General features: G+C 70.0%; 15 protein-coding genes and 1 pseudogene. 11 read left to right on the top strand and 5 right to left on the bottom strand.

Annotation, left to right across the window (positions count from 1 at the left end; genetic code table 11):
• Together A5696_RS16930 and A5696_RS16925 are read right to left on the bottom strand one after the other, a co-directional pair.
• Positions 1–514 (bottom strand): annotated as a pseudogene (locus A5696_RS16930) (hypothetical protein); the annotation flags it as partial.
• A gap of 45 nt (positions 515–559) precedes the next feature.
• Entirely contained in the window at positions 560–1,246 is a 687-nt protein-coding gene (locus tag A5696_RS16925) for a hypothetical protein (RefSeq protein WP_067881309.1), read from the bottom strand.
• A 113-nt stretch (positions 1,247–1,359) separates the two neighbouring features.
• Between A5696_RS16925 and A5696_RS16920 the strand changes: the two genes are divergently transcribed.
• Positions 1,360–2,625, top strand: a complete 1,266-nt coding sequence (locus A5696_RS16920; protein ID WP_082969050.1) for a mannosyltransferase — start codon at positions 1,360–1,362, stop codon at positions 2,623–2,625.
• Here the strand turns inward: A5696_RS16920 and A5696_RS16915 are convergent.
• Positions 2,622–2,906, bottom strand: coding sequence for a 4a-hydroxytetrahydrobiopterin dehydratase (locus tag A5696_RS16915; protein WP_067881304.1), 285 nt, complete (start codon positions 2,904–2,906; stop codon positions 2,622–2,624). The two genes, A5696_RS16920 and A5696_RS16915, sit on opposite strands and share 4 nt — an antisense overlap.
• 26 nt (positions 2,907–2,932) lie before the next feature.
• Here A5696_RS16915 and A5696_RS16910 point away from each other — a divergent pair, with 26 nt between their 5' ends.
• From A5696_RS16910 to A5696_RS28920, 8 genes are all read left to right on the top strand, one after another.
• Positions 2,933–3,325 (top strand): (deoxy)nucleoside triphosphate pyrophosphohydrolase, encoded by a 393-nt coding sequence (locus A5696_RS16910; RefSeq protein WP_067881302.1) that lies wholly within the window; start codon positions 2,933–2,935, stop codon positions 3,323–3,325.
• Between the two features lie 319 nt (positions 3,326–3,644).
• Positions 3,645–7,343 (top strand): nitrate reductase subunit alpha, encoded by a 3,699-nt coding sequence (locus A5696_RS16905; RefSeq protein ID WP_067881299.1) that lies wholly within the window; start codon positions 3,645–3,647, stop codon positions 7,341–7,343.
• A gap of 1 nt (position 7,344) precedes the next feature.
• A complete protein-coding gene (gene narH, locus A5696_RS16900; protein WP_067881297.1) occupies positions 7,345–8,973 on the top strand; it encodes a nitrate reductase subunit beta in 1,629 nt (542 codons plus the stop codon).
• A complete protein-coding gene (narJ, locus tag A5696_RS16895; RefSeq protein ID WP_067881293.1) occupies positions 8,970–9,635 on the top strand; it encodes a nitrate reductase molybdenum cofactor assembly chaperone in 666 nt (221 codons plus the stop codon). The genes narH and narJ overlap by 4 nt, the downstream gene beginning before the upstream one ends.
• Before the next feature lies 1 nt (position 9,636).
• Entirely contained in the window at positions 9,637–10,377 is a 741-nt protein-coding gene (narI, locus tag A5696_RS16890; protein ID WP_067881290.1) for a respiratory nitrate reductase subunit gamma, read from the top strand.
• 178 nt (positions 10,378–10,555) lie between these two features.
• Positions 10,556–12,445: a translational GTPase TypA gene (gene typA / locus A5696_RS16885; protein ID WP_067881282.1), complete on the top strand. Its 1,890-nt coding sequence runs from the start codon at positions 10,556–10,558 to the stop codon at positions 12,443–12,445.
• A gap of 45 nt (positions 12,446–12,490) precedes the next feature.
• On the top strand, positions 12,491–14,389 hold the full coding sequence (locus tag A5696_RS16880) for an ABC transporter family substrate-binding protein (protein ID WP_067881280.1): 1,899 nt from the start codon (positions 12,491–12,493) through the stop codon (positions 14,387–14,389).
• Positions 14,390–14,601: 212 nt separating this feature from the next.
• Positions 14,602–16,893, top strand: coding sequence for a PE domain-containing protein (locus A5696_RS28920; RefSeq protein WP_369803360.1), 2,292 nt, complete (start codon positions 14,602–14,604; stop codon positions 16,891–16,893).
• On the opposite strand, the gene A5696_RS16870 is transcribed toward A5696_RS28920, so the two are convergent.
• Complete coding sequence (locus A5696_RS16870; protein WP_067881274.1) at positions 16,890–17,498, bottom strand: TetR/AcrR family transcriptional regulator; 609 nt, start codon at positions 17,496–17,498, stop codon at positions 16,890–16,892. The genes A5696_RS28920 and A5696_RS16870 overlap by 4 nt on opposite strands.
• Before the next feature lie 60 nt (positions 17,499–17,558).
• Here A5696_RS16870 and mshB point away from each other — a divergent pair, with 60 nt between their 5' ends.
• Together mshB and A5696_RS16860 are read left to right on the top strand one after the other, a co-directional pair.
• Positions 17,559–18,464 (top strand): N-acetyl-1-D-myo-inositol-2-amino-2-deoxy-alpha-D-glucopyranoside deacetylase, encoded by a 906-nt coding sequence (gene mshB / locus A5696_RS16865; RefSeq protein WP_067881271.1) that lies wholly within the window; start codon positions 17,559–17,561, stop codon positions 18,462–18,464.
• Between the two features lie 92 nt (positions 18,465–18,556).
• Entirely contained in the window at positions 18,557–19,018 is a 462-nt protein-coding gene (locus tag A5696_RS16860) for a hypothetical protein (protein WP_067881267.1), read from the top strand.
• A gap of 9 nt (positions 19,019–19,027) precedes the next feature.
• Here A5696_RS16860 and A5696_RS28915 read toward each other — a convergent pair whose 3' ends face one another.
• Positions 19,028–20,107 carry a PE family protein gene (locus A5696_RS28915; protein WP_067881265.1) on the bottom strand — a complete coding sequence of 360 codons (1,080 nt, stop codon included), beginning with the start codon at positions 20,105–20,107 and terminating at the stop codon, positions 19,028–19,030.
• Positions 20,108–20,181 lie beyond the last annotated feature (74 nt).

Below are 20,181 nucleotides of genomic sequence, written 5' to 3'. Positions count from 1 at the left end.
GACCGGGTGTTGCCGCCGGTGCCGGTGCCGGCGCGGCGGCGGGCCCGGGGCCGGCGGCATGGGCCGGATCGATGCCCGGCGGCAGGTGTGACTGCAGACCCGGCTCGATGCCCGCCGGCGGCACGTGCTGCACCGGCGCGATGTCGGGCGGGGTGGCGGCGCCCGGCGCGGGTGCGGGCGCACCGGGAACCGGCGCGCCCGGCTCCTGCACGAACTGATTCACCGACGCCGCAACGTTTTTGGACTGCGTGGGCGCCGTCGGGCTGTGGGTGAAAGCCTGCGCGGCGGCCATGAGCAGCTGGGTCGCCTGCCCGGGATTGCTGGCCGCCTGCTGGATGATCGGGCTCAGCTCCGAGAGCGCCGGCAGGCCCGGTAGTTGTTGGCTGGTGTTCGCCTGCGGTGTGGGCTGCGGCGCCGCCGGGTCGGCCGCCGCGCTCGGGCAGAACCCGAACGCGGCAGCCGACGCCGTGACGACAGCGGCCACACCTTTGGACAGATTGCGAGTGCTTACCACGATGCCCTCCGGTCTAGGTTGTGGATTTGCTGCCTACGGTGTTGCTCAGGGGATGGCCGCAAGCAGCGGAGCCATCGGGTTGAGCGCCGATGCGGCCGGGGCCGGTGCCGCCGGAGCCGGTGCCGCCGGCGCGGCCGGAGCCTGCCCGGTGGCCAGCGCCGTCAGGTCCTGCGGAAGCGTCAGCTGCGCGGGCACGTTGACCGGCAGGCCGGACGGCAGGGCCGGCATGTCGACCTTCGCCTGGGGGATCTGAGGCGCCGGGGGGGTCGCCGGCGCCGCCGGTGCCCCCAGCCCCGGGATGGCCGGCAGGCCCGGGATCGACGGTGCGGCCGGGGCGGCGGGTGCCGCGGGAGCCTGTTGCGTCAGGCCCGGGATCGAGCCGAGCCCCGGGATCGCCGACGTCGCCGACGGAGCGGTGGGGGCGGCGGGTTGGGTGAGCCCCGGGATCGACGGGATGGCCGCCGGAGACTGCGCGGGTGCGGTCGCCGAGGGCAAGCCCGGGAACGTGATGCCGGGGGCGGCGGGCGCCGCCGGCGGCGTCGCGCCGAGGGCGGTGGCAAGGTTCTGCAGGATTTGGGGCGCGTTGGCCGCCGAACTGATCAGCTGCTGCGGAATGTTCGGCACGGGCGGGGCCGGCACGGGGTCGGCGTGGGCGATACCGCCCGTCAATAGCGCGGCGGACGAACCGACTACGACGGCGGTCGCTCGCAAATAGGTCCAGATGGTTGGCATGACTCTCCCTGGTGTTCGACGACTGGGTCCGGCGCCGAAGTTACTTTGATACTGGTGTGACTCAAGTGACACGTGTGGCATTTATTTGATCGTTACCGATACGAGTGACGGCGGTGACCGGGCGGCCCACAATCGACGGGGCGCTCGCTAAAGTCGGGCGGGTAGACACCAGCACGGCCGCCCCGGCGGCACCCCTCACGCGGCGGTTGCCCGGCCTGCTTCGGGCGGCCGCGCCGGCGCTGCTGATCGTGAGCGTGGCGGCGCGACTCGCGTGGACGTACCTGGTGCCCAACGGCGCGAATTTCGTCGACCTGCACGTCTACCTCGGCGGCGCCGCGGCGATCGACCACCCGGGCACGCTGTACAGCTACGTCTACGCCGACCAGACGCCCGACTTCCCGCTACCGTTCACCTACCCGCCGTTCGCCGCGGTCGTCTTCTACCCCCTGCACCTGTTGCCCTTCGGCCTCGTCGCGTTCCTGTGGCAAATCGCCACCATCGCGGCGTTGTACGGCGCCATCCGGATCAGCCAGCGCCTCATGGGCGGCCCCGGCCGCGCCGGTCACCGTCTGGCGATGCTGTGGACCGCGATCACGATCTGGATCGAGCCGCTGCGCAGCACCTTCGACTACGGGCAGGTCAACGTGCTGCTCATGCTGGCGGTCCTGGGGGCGGCCTACACGTCGCGGTGGTGGCTGTCGGGGCTACTGGTCGGCGTGGCGGCCGGGATCAAGCTGACGCCGGCGATCTCGGGCGTCTACCTCCTCGGCGTTCGGCGCTGGGGCGCGGCGGCGTTCTCGGCGGTCGTGTTCCTGGCGACCGTAGGCGTGTCGGTTCTCGTCGTCGGCGACCAGACCCGCTACTACTTCACCAAGCTGCTGGGCGACGCGCATCGGGTCGGGCCGATCGCCACTTCGTTCAATCAGTCCTGGCGCGGCGGCATCTCGCGGATCCTGGGGCACGACGCCGGCTTCGGCCCTGTGGTGTTGGCCGCCATCGCCGTCACCGCCCTGCTGGCGCTGCTGGCGTGGCGGGCGCTGGAGCCTTCCGATCGGCTGGGCAAGTTGCTGGTGGTGGAGTTGTTCGGGCTGCTGCTCTCGCCGATCTCGTGGACGCACCACTGGGTGTGGCTGGTGCCCCTGATGATCTGGGCGATTCACGGGCCACCGCGGGAGCGGCCGGGCGCCCGCATCGTCGGGTGGGGGTGGCTGGCGCTGACGATCGTCGGCGTGCCCTGGTTGCTGAGCTTCGCGCAACCGACCATCTGGCAGGTCAGCCGGCCGTGGTACCTGGCCTGGGCGGGGCTGACCTACATCGTGGCGGCGGTGGCGACGTTGATCTGGATCGCTGCCACCGGCCGACGCGCGCCCAAGGATTAGTCCCCGACGATCCCGTCGATGTCGCGCGCCATGTCGACGTCGTTCTGCGTGATACCGCCCGCGGAATGCGTGACCAACGCGAAAGTCACCGTCCGCCAACGGATGTCGATATCCGGGTGATGGTCCTTGCTCTCGGCGTGCTCGGCCACCCGGCGCACCGCCTCGATGCCGTCCAGAAACGACGGGAACTTGATCGACCGGCGCAGGGCGCCGCCGGAACGCTCCCAGCCATTGAGTTCGGGCAGTGCGGCGTCCACTTGCTCATCCGTTAACACAGCCATACCCCGACCGTATACCGTCACTGGCCATGCCGACCCAGATCGTCGTCGCCGGGGCGATCATCCGCGGCACCGCGGTCCTGGTCGCGCAGCGCGTCCGGCCGCCGGAACTGGCCGGGCGCTGGGAACTGCCCGGCGGCAAGGTCTCGCCCGGCGAAACCGAGCCCGACGCGCTGGCCCGTGAGCTGGCCGAGGAGTTGGGCCTTCAGATCGGCGACATCGCGGTGGGTGAACGCCTCGGCGCCGACATCGCGCTCAATGCGACGACGACGCTGCGGGCCTATCGGGTGCGGCTGCTTGACGGGGAACCGCACCCGCGCGACCATCAGGCGCTGCGCTGGGTGACGGCGGCGGAACTGGACGACGTCGACTGGGTGCCCGCCGACCGCGGCTGGCTCGGCGACCTGGCCCGAGCGCTGTGAGCAGCCTCATAACCAGCCCACAGACTCCCTGCAGCGAACGTACAGCGCCATCGCAGCTGACACGCGTGAAATCGGAAGGTAATAACGTCAAATCGCCGTAACCTCGATTTGCATGCCGGTAACGACTCCGAACATTCGTCGATGCAGAACACCCACGTTGACGGCTCGGGCCTTCAATGACAGCCCGCGCCCGGCGTGCCTGGCGGGCTCATCGTCCGCGACCTATGGTGGTGCGCCGGCGCCGCCCTACGGGCGGATCGGCGAGCGACTCACGGCCCGAGCACGCGGCGCGACGCAACCGAGTAGGAGGGGTTAGCGCTTGACTGTCACACCTCATATCGGCGGTCCGCTCGAGGAGCTACTCGAACGCAGTGGGCGGTTCTTCACCCCCGGCGAGTTCTCGGCCGATCTGCGCACCGTCACCCGGCAGGGCGGCCGTGAGGGCGACGTCTTCTACCGCGACCGGTGGAGCCACGACAAGGTCGTCCGCTCCACGCACGGGGTGAACTGCACCGGATCGTGCTCGTGGAAGATCTACGTCAAGGACGGGATCATCACCTGGGAGACCCAGCAGACCGACTACCCGTCGGTGGGTCCGGACCGGCCCGAATACGAGCCGCGCGGCTGCCCGCGCGGGGCTTCGTTCTCCTGGTACAGCTACTCGCCCACCCGGGTGCGCTATCCCTATGCCCGCGGCGTGCTGATCGAGATGTTCCGCGAGGCCAAGGCCCGGCTGGGTGACCCCGTACTGGCGTGGGCCGACATCCAGGGCGACCCGGAGCGCCGTCGCCGCTATCAGCGGGCGCGGGGCAAGGGCGGGCTGGTGCGGATCAGCTGGGCCGAGGCCACCGAGATGATCGCGGCCGCGCACGTGCACACCATCAAGACCTACGGCCCCGACCGGGTCGCCGGCTTCTCGCCGATCCCGGCGATGTCGATGGTGTCGTACACCGCCGGCTCGCGGTTCTACGAGCTGATCGGCGGAGCGATGACGTCGTTCTACGACTGGTATGCCGACCTGCCGGTGGCCTCGCCGCAGGTATTCGGCGACCAGACCGACGTGCCGGAGTCCGGGGACTGGTGGGACGCGGCGTATCTGATGATGTGGGGCTCCAACGTCCCGATCACCCGGACCCCCGACGCGCACTGGATGGCCGAGGCCCGCTACCGCGGCACCAAGGTGGTGACGGTCAGCCCCGACTACGCCGACAACACCAAGTTCGCCGACGAGTGGATGCCGTGCGCCGCCGGCACCGACGGGGCGCTGGCCATGGCGATGGGCCACGTGATCCTGTCGGAATGCTATGTGCGCAACCAGGTTCCGTTCTTCGCCGACTTCGCGCGCCGCTACACCGACCTACCGTTCCTGATCAAGCTCGAGCAGCGCGGCGACATGTTGGTGCCCGGCAAGAACCTGACGGCAGCGGACGTCGGCGAGACCACTGAAAACTCCGAGAATGCCGCGCTCAAGCCCGCAGTTTTCGATGAGGTGACGAATTCCGTTGCCATTCCCCAAGGCTCGCTGGGCTTCCGCTACGGCGAGGACGGCGTCGGCAAGTGGAACCTCGACCTCGGGGAGCTGACGCCGGCGCTCAGCGTCATCGGGGCCCACGACACCGCGCTCGTCCACCTGCCCAGCTTCGACACGGTGAACGGGGAGGGCGGCACGCTGGCGCGCGGGGTGCCGGTGCGCCGCGTCGGTAACCACCTGGTGTGCACCGTCTTCGACCTGATGCTCGCCCAGTACGGGGTGGCACGCCCCGGGCTGCCCGGCGACTGGCCCACCGGCTACGACGACCCGACGCACCAGAACACCCCGGCCTGGCAGGAGCCGATCACCGGCGTCTCGGCCGCGCAGGCCATCCGCGTCGCCAGGGAATTCGCCCGCAGCGCCGAGGAATCCGGCGGCCGCTCGATGATCATCATGGGCGGCGGCATCTGCCACTGGTTCCACAGCGACGCCATCTACCGCGCGGTGCTGGCGCTGCTGATGCTGACCGGGTCGATGGGCCGCAACGGCGGCGGCTGGGCGCATTACGTCGGTCAGGAGAAGGTGCGTCCGCTCACCGGCTTTCAGACCATGGCGATGGCCACCGACTGGTCGCGCCCGCCGCGGCAGGTGCCCGGCGCCTCGTACTGGTACGCGCACACCGACCAATGGCGCTACGACGGGTACGGGGCGGACAAGCTCGCCAGCCCGGTGGGCCGCGGCCGGTTCGCGGGCAAGCACACGATCGACCTGCTGGCCTCCTCGGTGGCGATGGGCTGGAGCCCGTTCTACCCGCAGTTCGACCGGTCCAGCCTGCAGGTCGCCGACGAGGCCCGCGCCGCCGACCTCGACGCGGCCGAGTACGTCGCCGAGCAGCTCGGGCGGCGCGAACTCAAGCTCGCCGTGACCGATCCCGACAATCCCGCCAACTGGCCGCGGGTGCTCACCGTGTGGCGGGCCAACCTGATCGGCTCGTCGGGCAAGGGCGGGGAGTACTTCCTGCGCCACCTCTTGGGCACCGATTCCAACGCGCAGGCCCTGCCCCCGGAGAACGGGGTGCGGCCCGTCGACGTGGCGTGCGGCGGCGAGATCCCCGAGGGCAAGCTCGATCTGATGCTGTCGATCGACTTCCGGATGACCTCGACGACGCTGGTGTCCGACGTGGTTCTGCCGGCGGCGACCTGGTACGAGAAGGCCGACCTGTCCAGCACCGACATGCACCCCTACGTACACGCGTTCAGCGCCGCCACCGACCCGCCGTGGGAAACCCGTTCGGACTTCGACGCTTTCGGCGCCATCGCCCGGGCCTTCAGCGCGATGGCCAAGCGTCACCTGGGCACCCGACGCGACGTGGTGCTGACGGCGCTGCAGCACGACACCCCGGACGCGATGGCCTATCCCGACGGCACCGAGCGGGACTGGCTGCACACCGGCGCCACCCCGGTGCCCGGACGCACAATGGCCAAAGTCACGGTGGTGGAACGCGATTACACCGCCATTTACGACAAGTGGCTCACGTTGGGCCCGCTCGTCGACCAGTTCGGGGTGACCACCAAGGGCGTCACCGTGCACCCGTTCCGGGAGGTCGAGGAATTGGCCGCCCGGTTCGGCGTCATGAATTCCGGTGTCGCGGCGGGCCGTCCGGCCATCACGACCGCCACCCGGATGGCCGACGTGCTGCTGCTGTTGTCGGGGACGACGAACGGCCGGCTGGCCGTCGAGGGTTTCCGCGAGCTGGAGAAGCGCACGGGCCAGCGGCTGGCACACCTGGCCGAGGGCAGCGAGGAGCGCCGCATCACCTACGCCGACACCCAGGCCCGCCCCGTCCCGGTCATCACCAGCCCGGAGTGGTCGGGCAGTGAGACCGGCGGCCGCCGCTACGCCCCGTTCACCATCAACATCGAGAACCTCAAGCCGTTTCACACGCTGACCGGGCGGATGCACTTCTATCTGGCGCACGACTGGGTCGAGGAACTCGGCGAGCATCTGCCCGTCTACCGGCCGCCGCTGGACATGGCGCGGCTGTTCGGCCAGCCGGAGCTCGGTCCCACCCCGGACGGTAAAGGCGGGATCGGCCTCACCGTGCGGTACCTGACCCCGCACTCGAAGTGGTCGTTCCACTCCACCTACCAGGACAACCTGTACATGCTGTCGCTGTCGCGCGGCGGCCCGACAATGTGGATGAGCCCCGGCGACGCGGCGAAAATCGGTGTGCGGGACAACGATTGGGTGGAGGCGGTCAACGCCAACGGCGTCTACGTGTGCCGGGCGATCGTCAGCCACCGGATGCCCGACGGCGTGGTCTACGTCTACCACGTCCAGGAACGCACCGTCGACACCCCGCGCACCGAGACCAACAACAAGCGCGGCGGCAACCACAACGCGCTGACCCGGGTGCGCATCAAGCCCAGCCACCTCGCCGGGGGCTACGCCCAGCATTCGTTCGCGTTCAACTACCTGGGCCCCACCGGCAACCAGCGCGACGAGGTGACCGTGGTGCGGCGTCGCAGCCAGGAAGTGCGGTACTGACATGAAGGTCATGGCGCAGCTCGCGATGGTGATGAACCTCGACAAGTGCATCGGCTGCCACACCTGCTCGGTCACCTGCAAGCAGGCCTGGACCAACCGCGGCGGCACCGAGTACGTCTGGTTCAACAACGTGGAAACCCGCCCGGGGCAAGGCTATCCGCGCACCTACGAGGACCAGGACCGCTGGCGCGGCGGCTGGATCCGCGACAAGAGGGGCCGGCTGCGGTTGCGCGACGGCGGCCGCATCCACAAGCTGTTGCGGATCTTCGCCAACCCCAAGCTGCCCACCATCGACGAGTACTACGAGCCATGGACCTACGACTACGAGAACCTGACGACGGCGCCGGCGGGTGACACCTTCCCCACGGCCGCGCCCAGGAGCCTGATCAGCGGTGAGCCGATGAAGGTGTCGTGGGGACCCAACTGGGACGACAACCTGGCCGGGTCGCCCGAAATCCTTTCCGGTGACCCGATTTTGCAGAAGGTCAGCGACGAGATCACCCTCAAGCTCGAAGAGACCTTCATGTTCTACCTGCCGCGGATCTGCGAGCACTGCCTCAACCCGTCCTGCGTCGCGTCGTGCCCGTCGGGCGCGATGTACAAGCGCAGCGAGGACGGCATCGTGCTCGTCGATCAGGACCGCTGCCGCGGCTGGCGGATGTGCGTGTCCGGATGCCCTTACAAGAAGGTGTATTTCAACCACAAGACCGGCAAGGCCGAGAAGTGCACGCTGTGTTACCCGCGGATCGAGGTCGGCCTGCCGACGATCTGCTCGGAGACGTGCGTGGGCCGGCTGCGTTATCTCGGCCTGGTGCTCTACGACGCCGACCGGGTGCTCGAGGCCGCGGCGGTGCAAGACGACAAGGACCTCTACGACGCGCAGCGCCGGATCCTGTTGGACCCCAGCGATCCCGAGGTCATCGCCGCCGCCCGCGCCGAGGGCATCGCCGACGAGTGGATCGAGGCCGCGCAGCGGTCCCCGGTGTACGCGCTGATCAACAAGTTCAAGGTGGCGCTGCCGTTGCACCCGGAGTACCGGACCATGCCGATGGTCTGGTACATCCCGCCGCTGTCGCCGGTCGTCGACGCCGTCAGCCGCGACGGGCACGACGGCGAGGACCTGGGCAACCTTTTCGGCGCGCTGGACGCGCTGCGCATCCCGATGCGATACCTCGCCGAACTGTTCACCGCCGGCGACACCCACGTGGTCGAGGGCGTGCTGCGCCGGCTGGCCGCGATGCGCTCCTACATGCGCGACATCAACCTCGGGCGCGAGACTCAGCCCCACATCGCGCACGCCGTCGGCATGACCGAAGAAGAGATCTACGACATGTACCGGTTGCTGGCGATCGCGAAATACGAAGAGCGCTACGTCATTCCAACGGCCTTCACCCCGCAGGCCCGCGATCTCGAGGAGATGGGCTGCTCGCTGTCGGGCGACGGCGGTCCGGGGATGTACGAATCCGGCCCGTTCGGCGAGGGCAGCGGCGCCCCGGTGCCGGTGGCGGTGGAAACCTTCCACGCCCTCAAACAGCGCCAGCTGGGCGGGGGCGGTCGCACGCGGGTGAATCTGCTCACGTGGGACGGCGACGGGGTGCCCGACGGGCTGTTCCCGGAGGGCGGGCGATGAGGCTGCTCGCCCCGCTCCGGGACCGTTCGGCCAACCGGACGCTGCAGGACCGGCTGATATGGCAGGCGGCGTCGCTGCTGCTCGCCTATCCCGATGACGGGCTGGCCGATCGGCTCGGCACCGTCGAGCAGCTGCTGGGCCCCGTCGACACGCCCGCGGCGGCGCTGCTGCGCCGCACGGCCGCGGCCCTGCGGGCGCTGACGCCGATGGCCGCCGAGACGGGCTACGTCGAGACCTTCGACATGCGCCGGCGCACCACCATGTACCTGACGTACTGGACCGCCGGGGACACCCGCAACCGCGGCCGGGAGATGCTGGCGTTCGCCACGGCCTACCGCGACGCGGGCGTCGAACCGCCCCGCGCCGAGGCGCCGGACCACCTACCCGTCGTCCTCGAGTTCGCCGCCACCGTCGACCCCGGCGCCGGGCGCCGCCTGCTGGTCGAGCACCGGGTTCCCATCGAGGTGCTGCGGGACGCCCTCGCCGACGCCGGGTCGCCCTACCAGCACGCGATCACCGCGGTCTGCCAGACGCTGCCGCCCGCCACCGACGAGGAGGCGCGCCGGGCGCAACGACTGGCTCAGAGCGGCCCACCCGCGGAAGCGGTTGGGCTGCAACCGTTTACCCTGACCATCCCGCCGAAGCGCACCAAGGGAGCCTGACTTGGTCCACCTGAAATTGATCGAAATCTTCTGGGACGACGTGCCTTACGTCGTCTTGGCGGCCGCGGCCGTCGGCACCTGGTGGCGCTACCGCTACGACAAGTTCGGCTGGACCACCCGTTCGTCGCAGATCTACGAATCGAAGTTGTTGTCGATCGGCAGCCCGCTCTTCCACTTCGGCAGCCTCGCGGTGATCATGGGCCACGTCATGGGCCTGTTCGTCCCGGCGTCGTGGACCAGTGCGCTGGGGATGAGCAACAACCTCTACCACCTACAGGCGCTCCTGCTGGGTGCGCCGGCCGGTCTTGCCACCCTGGCCGGCGTCGGATTGCTGATCTATCGTCGCCGCACCCACGGGCCGGTATTCCGGGCCACCACCCGCAACGACAAGCTGATGTACCTGGTGTTGGTGTGCGCCATCGTGGCCGGTTTGAGTTGCACCCTGATGGGTGCCACGCCCCATGGTGAGGCGCATGACTACCGGCAGAACGTTTCCGTCTGGTTCCGGTCGATCTGGCTGCTCGATCCGCGCGGTGACCTGATGGCGCACGCGGCGTTCTACTACCAGATCCACGTGGCCATCGCCCTGGCGTTGTTCGCCTTGTGGCCGTTCACCCGGCTTGTGCATGCCTTCAGCGCGCCGATCGGTTATCTCTTCCGGCCCTACATCGTCTACCGCAGCCGCGACGTGGCTGAGACGCACGAATTGATCGGGTCGGCGCCGCGACGCCGCGGCTGGTGACGACCGGCCGGCGATTCAGTGTGCATCCTGGGCTTCGGGTGTGCGCCCAGGGCGACGACACGCCGTCCCGGCGCACCGCCACTACACACAGTGCGCCGCCACCGCACACTCAACGCCGCGGAGCCGGCGCGTATCGGCCAGTTCGCTATCTGAGGCCCTCGCTGCCAGAATCACCGACGTGCCATTCCGCAATGTCGCCATAGTCGCCCACGTCGACCACGGGAAAACCACCCTGGTCGACGCGATGCTGCGGCAGTCCGGCGCGCTGCACCACCGCGGCGACGACACCCAGGAACGCATCATGGACAGCGGTGACCTCGAGAAAGAAAAAGGGATCACCATCCTGGCCAAGAACACCGCCGTGCACCGCCACAACAGCGACGGGACGGTCACGGTCATCAACGTGATCGACACTCCGGGGCACGCGGACTTCGGCGGCGAGGTGGAGCGCGGGCTGTCCATGGTGGACGGGGTGCTGCTGCTGGTCGACGCGTCCGAGGGCCCCTTGCCGCAGACGCGGTTCGTGCTCCGCAAGGCGCTCACGGCCCACCTGCCGGTCATCCTGGTGGTCAACAAGACCGACCGGCCGGACGCGCGCATCGCCGAGGTCGTGGAGGCCAGCCACGACCTATTGCTGGACGTGGCATCGGATCTCGACGACGAGGCGGCCGCCGCGGCCGAGCACGCCCTGGGTCTGCCGACGCTGTACGCGTCCGGGCGGGCGGGCGTGGCCAGCACCGAGCAGCCCGCCAACGGCGAGGTGCCCGCGGGAGACAACCTGGACCCGCTGTTCGACGTGTTGATGGAGCACATCCCGCCGCCCTCCGGCGACGCGGAGGCGCCGCTGCAGGCGTTGGTGACCAACCTCGACGCCTCGGCCTTCCTCGGGCGGCTCGCGCTGATCCGCGTCTACAACGGCAAGCTGCGCAAGGGCCAGCAGGTCGCCTGGATGCGCGAGGTCGACGGGTTGCCGGTAATCACCAGCGCCAAGATCACCGAGTTGCTCGCGACCGAGGGCGTCGAGCGGAACCCCACGGAGGTCGCGGCGGCCGGAGATATCGTGGCGGTGGCGGGCATCCCCGAGATCATGATCGGCGACACGCTGGCCGATCCCGACCATGCCCACGCGCTGCCGCGCATCACCGTCGACGAACCGGCCATCTCGGTGACGATCGGCACCAACACCTCGCCGCTGGCCGGCAAGGTGAGCGGGCACAAGCTCACCGCGCGGATGGTCCGCAACCGGCTGGACACCGAGTTGGTCGGCAACGTGTCGATCCGGGTCGTCGACATCGGCGCCCCCGACGCCTGGGAGGTGCAGGGCCGCGGCGAGCTCGCCCTGGCCGTGCTGGTCGAGCAGATGCGCCGCGAGGGCTTCGAGCTCACGGTCGGCAAGCCGCAGGTGGTCACCAAGACCATCGACGGTCGGCTGCACGAGCCGTTCGAGGCGATGACGATCGACTGCCCCGACGAATTCGTCGGCGCGATAACGCAATTGATGGCCGGCCGCAAGGGCCGCATGGAGGAGATGACCAATCACGCGGCCGGCTGGGTGCGGATGGATTTCATCGTGCCCAGCCGCGGGTTGATCGGCTTCCGCACCGACTTTCTCACCCTCACCCGCGGGACGGGCATCGCCAACGCCGTGTTCGACGGGTACCGGCCCTGGGCGGGGGAGATCCGGGCCCGGCACACCGGCTCCCTGGTGTCGGACCGGTCCGGCACCATCACGCCGTTCGCCTTGCTGCAGTTGGCCGACCGCGGGCAGTTCTTCGTCGAGCCGGGCCAGGACACCTACGAGGGCATGGTGGTGGGGATCAACCCCCGTCCCGAGGATCTCGACATCAACGTCACGCGGGAGAAGAAGCTGACCAACATGCGGTCGTCGACCGCGGACGTGATGGAAACCCTGGCCAAGCCGCTGGAGCTGGACCTGGAACAGGCGATGGAGTTCTGCGCCCCCGACGAATGCGTCGAGGTGACCCCCGAGATCGTGCGGGTCCGCAAGGTCGAACTGGACGCCACCACCCGGGCCCGCAGCCGGGCGCGGGCCAAGGCCCGGGGCTAGCCGCGCGTGGCCCGACGGGCTACGGGGCGCCTGCTGGATACCCTGATGGGCGTGCCGAGACGAGCCCGCCGCCTCTTCCTCACGGTGGCCGCGGTGGTCTCGCTGTTCGGGGTGGTGCTGGCGGCGTGCACGGTCAACCCCCCGCCCGCCCCGCAGAGCACCGACACGCCACACAACTCGGCGCCGCCACCGCAGCGGCCGACTCAGATCATCATGGGCATCGACTCGATCGGCGCCGGTTTCAACCCCCATCTGCTGTCCGACCTGTCGCCGGTGAACGCGGCGATCAGCGCGCTGGTGTTGCCCAGCGCGTTCCGGCCGGTGCCGGATCCCACCACGCCGACGGGCTCGCGCTGGGAGATGGACCCGACCCTGTTGGTGTCCGCGGAGGTGACCAACCAGAACCCGTTCACGGTGGCCTACAAGATCAGGCCCGAGGCGCAGTGGACCGACAACGCCCCGATCGCCGCCGACGACTTCTGGTACCTGTGGCGCCAGATGGTCAGCCAGCCCGGCGTGGTCGACCCGGCCGGCTACGACCTCATCACCGGCGTGCAATCGCTCGAGGGCGGCAAGCAGGCCGTGGTCACCTTCGCGCAACCGTATCCGGCCTGGAAGGAGCTGTTCAGCAACATCCTGCCGGCACACATCATCAAGGACGCGCCGGGCGGTTTCCTGGCCGGGCTGGCGCGCGCCCTGCCGGTCACCGGCGGCCAGTTCCGCGTCGAGACCATCGACCCGCAGCGCGACGAGATCCTGCTCGCCCGCAACGACCGCTACTGGGGGCCGCCCGCCAAACCCGCGCTGATCCTCTTCCGCCGCGCCGGCGCGCCCGCCGCGCTGGCCGATTCCGTGCGCAACGGCGACACCCAGGTGGCCCAGGTGCACGGCGGGTCCGCGGCGTTCGCGCAGCTCTCGGCCATCCCCGACGTGCGCACCGCCCGGATCGTGACGCCCCGGGTCATGCAGCTCACGCTGCGGGCCAGCGAGCCGAAGCTGTCCGATGCCCAGGTCCGCAAGGCGATCCTGGGGTTGCTCGACGTTGACCTGCTGGCGGCCGTGGGCGCGGGCAGCGACAACACCGTCACGCTGGACCAGGCCCTGATCCGCTCGCCGAGCGACCCCGGCTACGAGCCGACGGCTCCGCCGGCGATGACTACGCCGGCGGCGCTGGCTTTGCTGTCGGCGTCGGGTTATCAGATCGACAGCAACTCGTCGACTTCGCCGACCCCCGCCCCGGCGAGCACCGGCCCGCCCGAGGTCATCCGCGGCCGGATCAGTAAGAACGGCCAACCGCTGTCGCTGGCCATCGGGGTGGCGTCGAACGACCCGACGTCGGTCGCGGTGGCCAACACCGCCGCCGACCGGTTGCGCAACGTCGGCATCGACGCGACCGTGCTGGCGCTCGACCCGGTGACGCTGTATCGCGACGCGCTGACCAACAACCAGGTGGACGCGATCGTGGGCTGGCACCGGGCCGGGGGGAACCTGGCGACCCTGCTGGCCTCGCGCTACGGTTGCCCCGCGCTGCAGACGACGACGGTGTCACCGTCTAGCACGCCGACCACCACACCCGCCGCGGGCCCGGCGCCCGCGAGCCCGGGCACGAGCCCCGCGACGTCTCCACCGGCGCCGACCCCGGCACCACCGCCCCCGCGCCCGCCCGAGCCCGGCGCGCTGGTCCAGGCGCCGTCGAACCTCACCGGGATTTGCGATCGCAGCGTCCAGTCCAACATCGACGCCGCGCTCAACGGCACCAAGAACATCAGCGATGTGATCACCGCGGTCGAACCGCGGCTGTGGAACATGTCGACGGTGTTGCCGATCCTGCAGGACACCACGATCGTCGCGGCCGGTCCCAGCGTGCAGAACGTCAGCCTCACGGGCGCGGTCCCGGTCGGCATCGTCGGCGACGCCGGCCAATGGGTAAAAACCGGGCCCTAACCATCCATTTCAAAAATTGAAAACGACCATTTTCTATAAATGGCCGCGCGGTGGATCGCGTGGACCGCAAGTAACAAATTAATGACGATTAATCTGACCGGCCAGCCATTCGGCCGAGTTACTGCAAACGACCGTTTTCACGACGCCATTTCGATAAGCTGCGGCTATCGCGATACCCGCCCGACCGGGCGACGGGGGGTAGCGACCATCGTGTGCTGACGGGGAGGTCTTCAGTGTCGTTTCTTATCGCTGCGCCAGAGCTAATCGCTGACGCCGCAAGCAATTTGGCAAATCTCGGCTCCCTCATCGGCACCGCCAACAGCGCGGCCGCCGTGGCGACCACCGGGCTGCTGCCCGCGGCCGCGGACGAGGTTTCGGCGGAAATTGCCGCGCTCTTTTCCTCGCACGCCGCGGGCTACCAGCAACTGAGTGCGCAGGCGGCGGTATTCCACCAGCAGTTCGTGCAAAGTTTGACGAGCGGTGCGGCCAGCTATGCGGCCGCAGAAGTAAACGTCGTGCAGACGCTGGCGAGCGCGGTGCCCGCGTTGGGCATCGACCTCAGCGGTGGGCTCGCCGGCCTGGGCGCGAGCCTGAGCGCCGACCTCAACGCGCTCGGCGTCTCGCTCAATGCCGCGGTGTCGGGGAGCCTCGGTGGCAGCCTCGGCGCCAATCTGGGGGGCCTCGCACCGCTCGGTGCGGCGATCGCGACGGACGTGAACGGCGGGCTGACGGCGTTGGCGCAGACCGGCGGGGCGCTGGCCACCAACATCGGCACCGGTATTTCGGGCCTGGCGGGCGGCTTCAACGCCGCGCTGCCCGGACTGCAGGCCAGCCTGAGCGGTGGGCTTTCCGGCCTGAACGCCTCCCTGAACGCCGCGCTGTCGGGCAGCCTGGGCGCCAGCCTCGCGGGGTTGGGGCCGCTCGGTGCCGCGTTGTCCGCGGACCTCGGCAATGGGCTGTCGGGACTGGTCCAGGCGGGTAACACGCTCGTGGCGAACCTCGGAGCCGGGCTGCCCGGCCTGATCGGCGGCCTGAGCCTGGCGTTCCCCGGCCTCGCGGCCAGCCTGAGCGGCGGGCTTTCCGGGCTGAACGCCTCGCTCAACGCCGCGTTGTCGGCCGGCCTCGGTGGCAGCCTGTCGGGGCTGGGGCCGCTGGGTGCGGCGCTGGCGGCGGATATAGGCAGTGGGCTGTCCGGATTGGCCCAGACCGGCGGCGCGCTGGTGACCAGCCTGAGCGCCGGGCTGCCGGGGCTGAGTGGCGCGCTCAACGCCGCCCTGTCGGGCGGCCTCGGTGGCAGCCTGTCGGGGCTCGGCACCGCCTTGTCCGGTGCCCTGCAAACGGGGGGATCGCTGATCGGCAACCTGAGCGCGGGCCTGCCGGCGCTGATGGGCGGCATCACCCTGCCGGCCAACCTGAACGCCGCGCTCGCGGCGCTGGGCGGTGTCTTCGGCTTCAGTCCCAGCCTGGGCGCCAGCATCACCGCCGGCCTGTCGGGCCTCGGTGCCCAGCTCAACCTGGCGTTGAGCGGCGGGCTGAGCCTCGGGCTGGCCGGGCTGCCCACCTTGTTCGCCAACTTGGCGGCGCCGTGGCAGGTGCTGTTGACGGCGCCGAACGTGCCCGCGTTCCTCGCCCAGCTGCAGTCGATGGAGCTCGGCTTCAACACGGCCCTGATCACCAACGAGCTCGGCCTCAACGCGGCCCTGGTCGCCCAGGAGACGGCGCTGGAGACGGCCGTCTTCGGCGGCACCGGCGCGTTCGGTGGCATGTTCGACAGCTTCTTCAACTTCTGGAACACGGTGCTGGGCACCGGCGAGGTGACCTTCGACAGCCTGTTGGGCGCGCAGCTGCCCACCGCCGGCGCCATCCTTGCCAGCCTCGCCGTCGGCAGCCCGGCCAACCTGATCGCCGGCGGCACCCTCGGCGGGTTCCTGGGCGCCCTGGACACCAAATTCCTGTGGGACCTCGACCTCATCAGCGGGATCGCGACCTCGCTGACCGGCAATGGTTCCCTGCAGGCCGCGTTGACTGCGGGGATCAACGCGGCAGGCTTGCAGGCGTCGCTGAACGCGGCGCTCAACGGGTCGCTGTTCGCCGGGCTTCCGACAACGGGGTTGGGAGTGGCGTTGGTGGCGGCGCCGACCGCCGGGCTGCAGGGCCTGGCGTCGGGCCAGGTCAACTTCCTGGACAACCTGCTGACCGCCGAGACCGGGTTCAACACCAACCTGGTGAACAGCGAAATCGCTTGGGAGACAGGCACGTTCGGGACAAATTCGGCCCTGAACGGCACGCTGAACCGTGTCTTCAACGTCGGCAACCTGATCCTGGGCACCGGCGAGCAGACCGTGAACAGCTTCTTGGGCGGTGTTCAGCTGCCGGCCGTCGGCACGCTGCTGACCGGAACCTCGGCGCAGGTCTTCAACGGCGGCAACATCGGCGGCCTGGAGGGCATCTTCGACCAGAGCCTGGCCGCGGGCGCCGACCTGGCCGGCCTGTTCGTGGCCTAGTTCTTCTCGGCCCCCGCCCGCGGCGGGATCACGGTGTCGACGATGACGGCCAGATCCCGCCGGCTCGGCGGTTCGCCGGTGAGCATGAACTGGTGGTTGATCAGCGCCGGCCCGACGCGAGCGGTCAGTGGTGTGACGGTGGCCGGGTCGAGGTCGCCGTCGTCGACGGCGGCCTGCAGGATCGATTCGACGATCTTGAGGCGCGGGCACACCACGGCGTCGGCGAAGATGGCGCGCATCTCCGGTTCGTGCAGCAGTTGGTGCATGACGTCCAGGCTGGGAAAGCTGGTCTTGCCCGCCAGCATGTCGCGGTGGGAGGTGAACATCGTCAACAGGTTCTCCCTGGCCGACCGGCCGGTGCGCAGCTCCGGCAGTGGCGGCAGGGCGTACACCAGCGCGGCGTGCACCAGGTCGTGCTTGCTGCACCAGCGCCGGTACAACGCGGCCTTGCCGGTGTGGGCGCGCGCGGCGATCCCTTCCATCGTCAGCCCGCCGTATCCGACTTCGGCCAGCTCCGCCAACGTGGCCTCGAACAGCGCACGTTCGAGCACTTCGCCTCGTCGGCGGCTCCGGGTGCTACTCCGGTCCTGGGTTAGCTGGGGCATTTCTCGATAGTAGCCGTCCGCGTTCCTATCCGCTGCTCGCCTCCGGGGTAGGGTGCGTCCATGCCCGAGAGCCCGCGGCTGCTGTTCGTCCATGCGCACCCCGACGACGAGAGCCTCAGCAACGGCGCCACCATCGCGCACTACACCGCTCGCGGCGCGCAGGTGCGCGTCGTCACCTGCACCCTCGGCGAGGAGGGCGAGGTCATCGGCGATCCGTGGGCCGGGCTGGCCGCCGATCGCGCGGACCAACTCGGCGGCTATCGCATCGGCGAGCTCACCGCCGCGCTGCGCGCGCTGGGCGTCAACGGGCCCCACTACCTCGGCGGCGCGGGACGGTGGCGCGACTCCGGCATGCAGGGCACCCCAAAACGCGGGCGCGACAGGTTCATTGACGCCGACGAGCGGGAGGCCGTCGGCGCGCTGGTCGCCGTCATCCGCGAGCAGCGCCCGCACGTCGTCGTGACCTACGACCCCAACGGCGGCTACGGCCACCCCGACCACATCCACGCCCACACCGTCACGACGGCGGCCGTCGCCGCGGCAGGCTCCAGCGACGACTATCCCGGGGAGCCGTGGCCGGTGCCGAAGTTCTACTGGACGGTGTTGGCGGAGAGCGCATTCCACGCCGGTTGGCGGGCGCTGGATCGCGAAGACCTGCTGCCCGGCTGGGCGATCCCGCCCCACGAGGAGTTCGACTTCGGCTACGCCGACTCCGCCATCGACGCCGTCGTCGCGGCGGCGCCCGAGGCGCTCGCCGCCAAGACGGCCGCGCTCGCCTCCCACGCCACGCAGGTCGTCGTCGGCCCCACCGGGCGGGCCTGCGCCTTGTCGAACAACATGGCGTTGCCCATCCTCGCCGAGGAGCACTACGTCCTGGTGGGCGGGGCCGCGGGGGAGCGCGACGGGCGCGGCTGGGAAACGGATCTGCTTGCGGGACTGGGTTTCGCCACCGCCACAACGCGGTAGGCTGCCAAACAGGCAGCCACGGAAGGAATTCGCATGGACCCCGACCTGGACCCTAACCAGCAGCACTGGCAGGACCGCCTCGACAGCCTGCAGTGGGTCATCGGCTCGATCCTTTCCAATATCGACAGCGTCCCGACCTGACCGAAACCAAGCCACGCGTCGCGTCCGCTGAGAACGGCGGCGCGACGGACCCCGCGATTCGTTTCGTTGTCCTGGCGCTGCTGGCCGTCGACGGGATCCTCTCGGCAGTCGCCGGCGCGCTGCTGCTGCCCTCGTATATCGGCTCCGTCCCGTTTCCCATCAGTGCGGTGCTGAGCGGACTGCTCAACGCGGCGCTTGTCTGGGCCGCCGGCCAGTGGACCAGCTCCGCGCGGGTGGCCGCACTGCCGCTGTGGACGTGGCTTCTCGCGGTGGCCGTCATGAGCATGGGCGGTCCCGCCGACGACGTCATCCTGGGCGGCCGGGGGCTGATGGCCTACGGGGCCCTGCTGCTGATCGTGCTCGGGGTCGCGCCGCCGGTGTGGGTGCTGTGGCGGCGCAGTCGGCGCCGCTGACCGGCCGGGTTACGGGAAGAACGGCGGCAGCGGCGGGAGCGGCGGCAGGAAGCTCAAGAACCAGTTGATCTCGGTTTGGATGAAGTAGTTGATCGACGCCGTGGTGGCCGTCAGGAAGTTGTTCAGCCCCTGGGCGAAGGTGATGGTGCCGCCCAACCAGTCGAGGATGTTGAACAGGCCGCTCTGCACCATGGGTTCGAAGAGGTTGTAGAAGAACATGATCTGCGGCGCCACTATCCAGCCGATCCACGGCAGCCAGCCCGCCGCGTACGAGGCCAGCTCGAAGCCGTACTGCACGTAGGGCTCGATCAGCAGGTAGGCGGTCTCGATCGACTCGGCGATGGGAGCGAACGCGTTCGCCGCCGACACCGCCGCGGCGTTGGTGACGGCCGCCGGCGCCAGCAGCGCGCTGGCCGCGGTCAAGACCCTGATCCCCCCGGTGGGCCCCAGCAGCAGCGCGGCGGCCTGGCCGACGCTGCCGAACAGCCCGGCGCCCTCGAGGAAATTGGCCGAGCCCGCCACGAAGCTTTCGACCTCACTCGCCGCACTGGACACGGCGCCGAGGGCCGCACCGGACACCGCGCTGGCGGCCGCACCGGCCTGGCTGACGATCGCTTGGGCGCCGCCGCCGAGCAACCCGCTGCCCGCGCTGAGGACGCCCGCGGAGCCCGCCACGACGCTCTCGACGTGGCTGACCGCACCGGACACGGCTCCGCCGGCCGCAGCGGCCGCACTGGCCACACCGCCGCCGCCGCCGGCGAGCAGCGTCGCCGCGGGGGCGTTCACCGCACCGGCGAGGTTCTGGGCGGCGCCGGCCTCGGCCGCCGCGTACGCGCTCGCACCGGCGCTCAAGGTCTGGACGAACTGCTCGTGGAACTCGGCGATTTGTGCGCTGATCTGCTGATACCCCAGCCCGTGCTGGGACAGGAACGCGGCGACCTGCGCCGACACCTCGTCGGCGGCCGCCGCCGCCACCGCGCTCGTCGGGGCCGCGGCCGCCGTGTTGGCGGTGCTCAGGGTCGATCCGATGCCGGACAGGTCCGAAGCCGCCGCGGCCAGCGCCTCCGGGTCCGAGAACAGGAACGACATCTCACACCTCCCTGAGATAGGACGGATGGTAACGCGGTCGCGGCTGGTTAGCGGCCAAGTCCGCCAAACACACA

The organism is Mycobacterium sp. E2699, from assembly GCF_001666745.1.
In the GTDB taxonomy this organism is placed as follows: domain Bacteria; phylum Actinomycetota; class Actinomycetes; order Mycobacteriales; family Mycobacteriaceae; genus Mycobacterium.
Note: the sequence above shows the minus strand (reverse complement) of the source record. Positions and strands in the feature narration are given on the sequence as shown.

Excerpts from the sequence above, each read along its gene's own strand:
- narJ (WP_067881293.1), top strand. The coding sequence starts at position 8,970 with ATGAGGCTGCTCGCCCCGCTCCGGGACCGTTCGGCCAACCGGACGCTG.
- A5696_RS16910 (WP_067881302.1), top strand. The coding sequence starts at position 2,933 with ATGCCGACCCAGATCGTCGTCGCCGGGGCGATCATCCGCGGCACCGCG.
- narH (WP_067881297.1), top strand. The coding sequence starts at position 7,345 with ATGAAGGTCATGGCGCAGCTCGCGATGGTGATGAACCTCGACAAGTGC.
- A5696_RS16870 (WP_067881274.1), bottom strand. The coding sequence starts at position 17,498 with ATGCCCCAGCTAACCCAGGACCGGAGTAGCACCCGGAGCCGCCGACGA.
- A5696_RS16880 (WP_067881280.1), top strand. The coding sequence starts at position 12,491 with ATGGGCGTGCCGAGACGAGCCCGCCGCCTCTTCCTCACGGTGGCCGCG.
- A5696_RS28915 (WP_067881265.1), bottom strand. The coding sequence starts at position 20,107 with ATGTCGTTCCTGTTCTCGGACCCGGAGGCGCTGGCCGCGGCGGCTTCG.
- mshB (WP_067881271.1), top strand. The coding sequence starts at position 17,559 with ATGCCCGAGAGCCCGCGGCTGCTGTTCGTCCATGCGCACCCCGACGAC.
- A5696_RS16925 (WP_067881309.1), bottom strand. The coding sequence starts at position 1,246 with ATGCCAACCATCTGGACCTATTTGCGAGCGACCGCCGTCGTAGTCGGT.
- A5696_RS16915 (WP_067881304.1), bottom strand. The coding sequence starts at position 2,906 with ATGGCTGTGTTAACGGATGAGCAAGTGGACGCCGCACTGCCCGAACTC.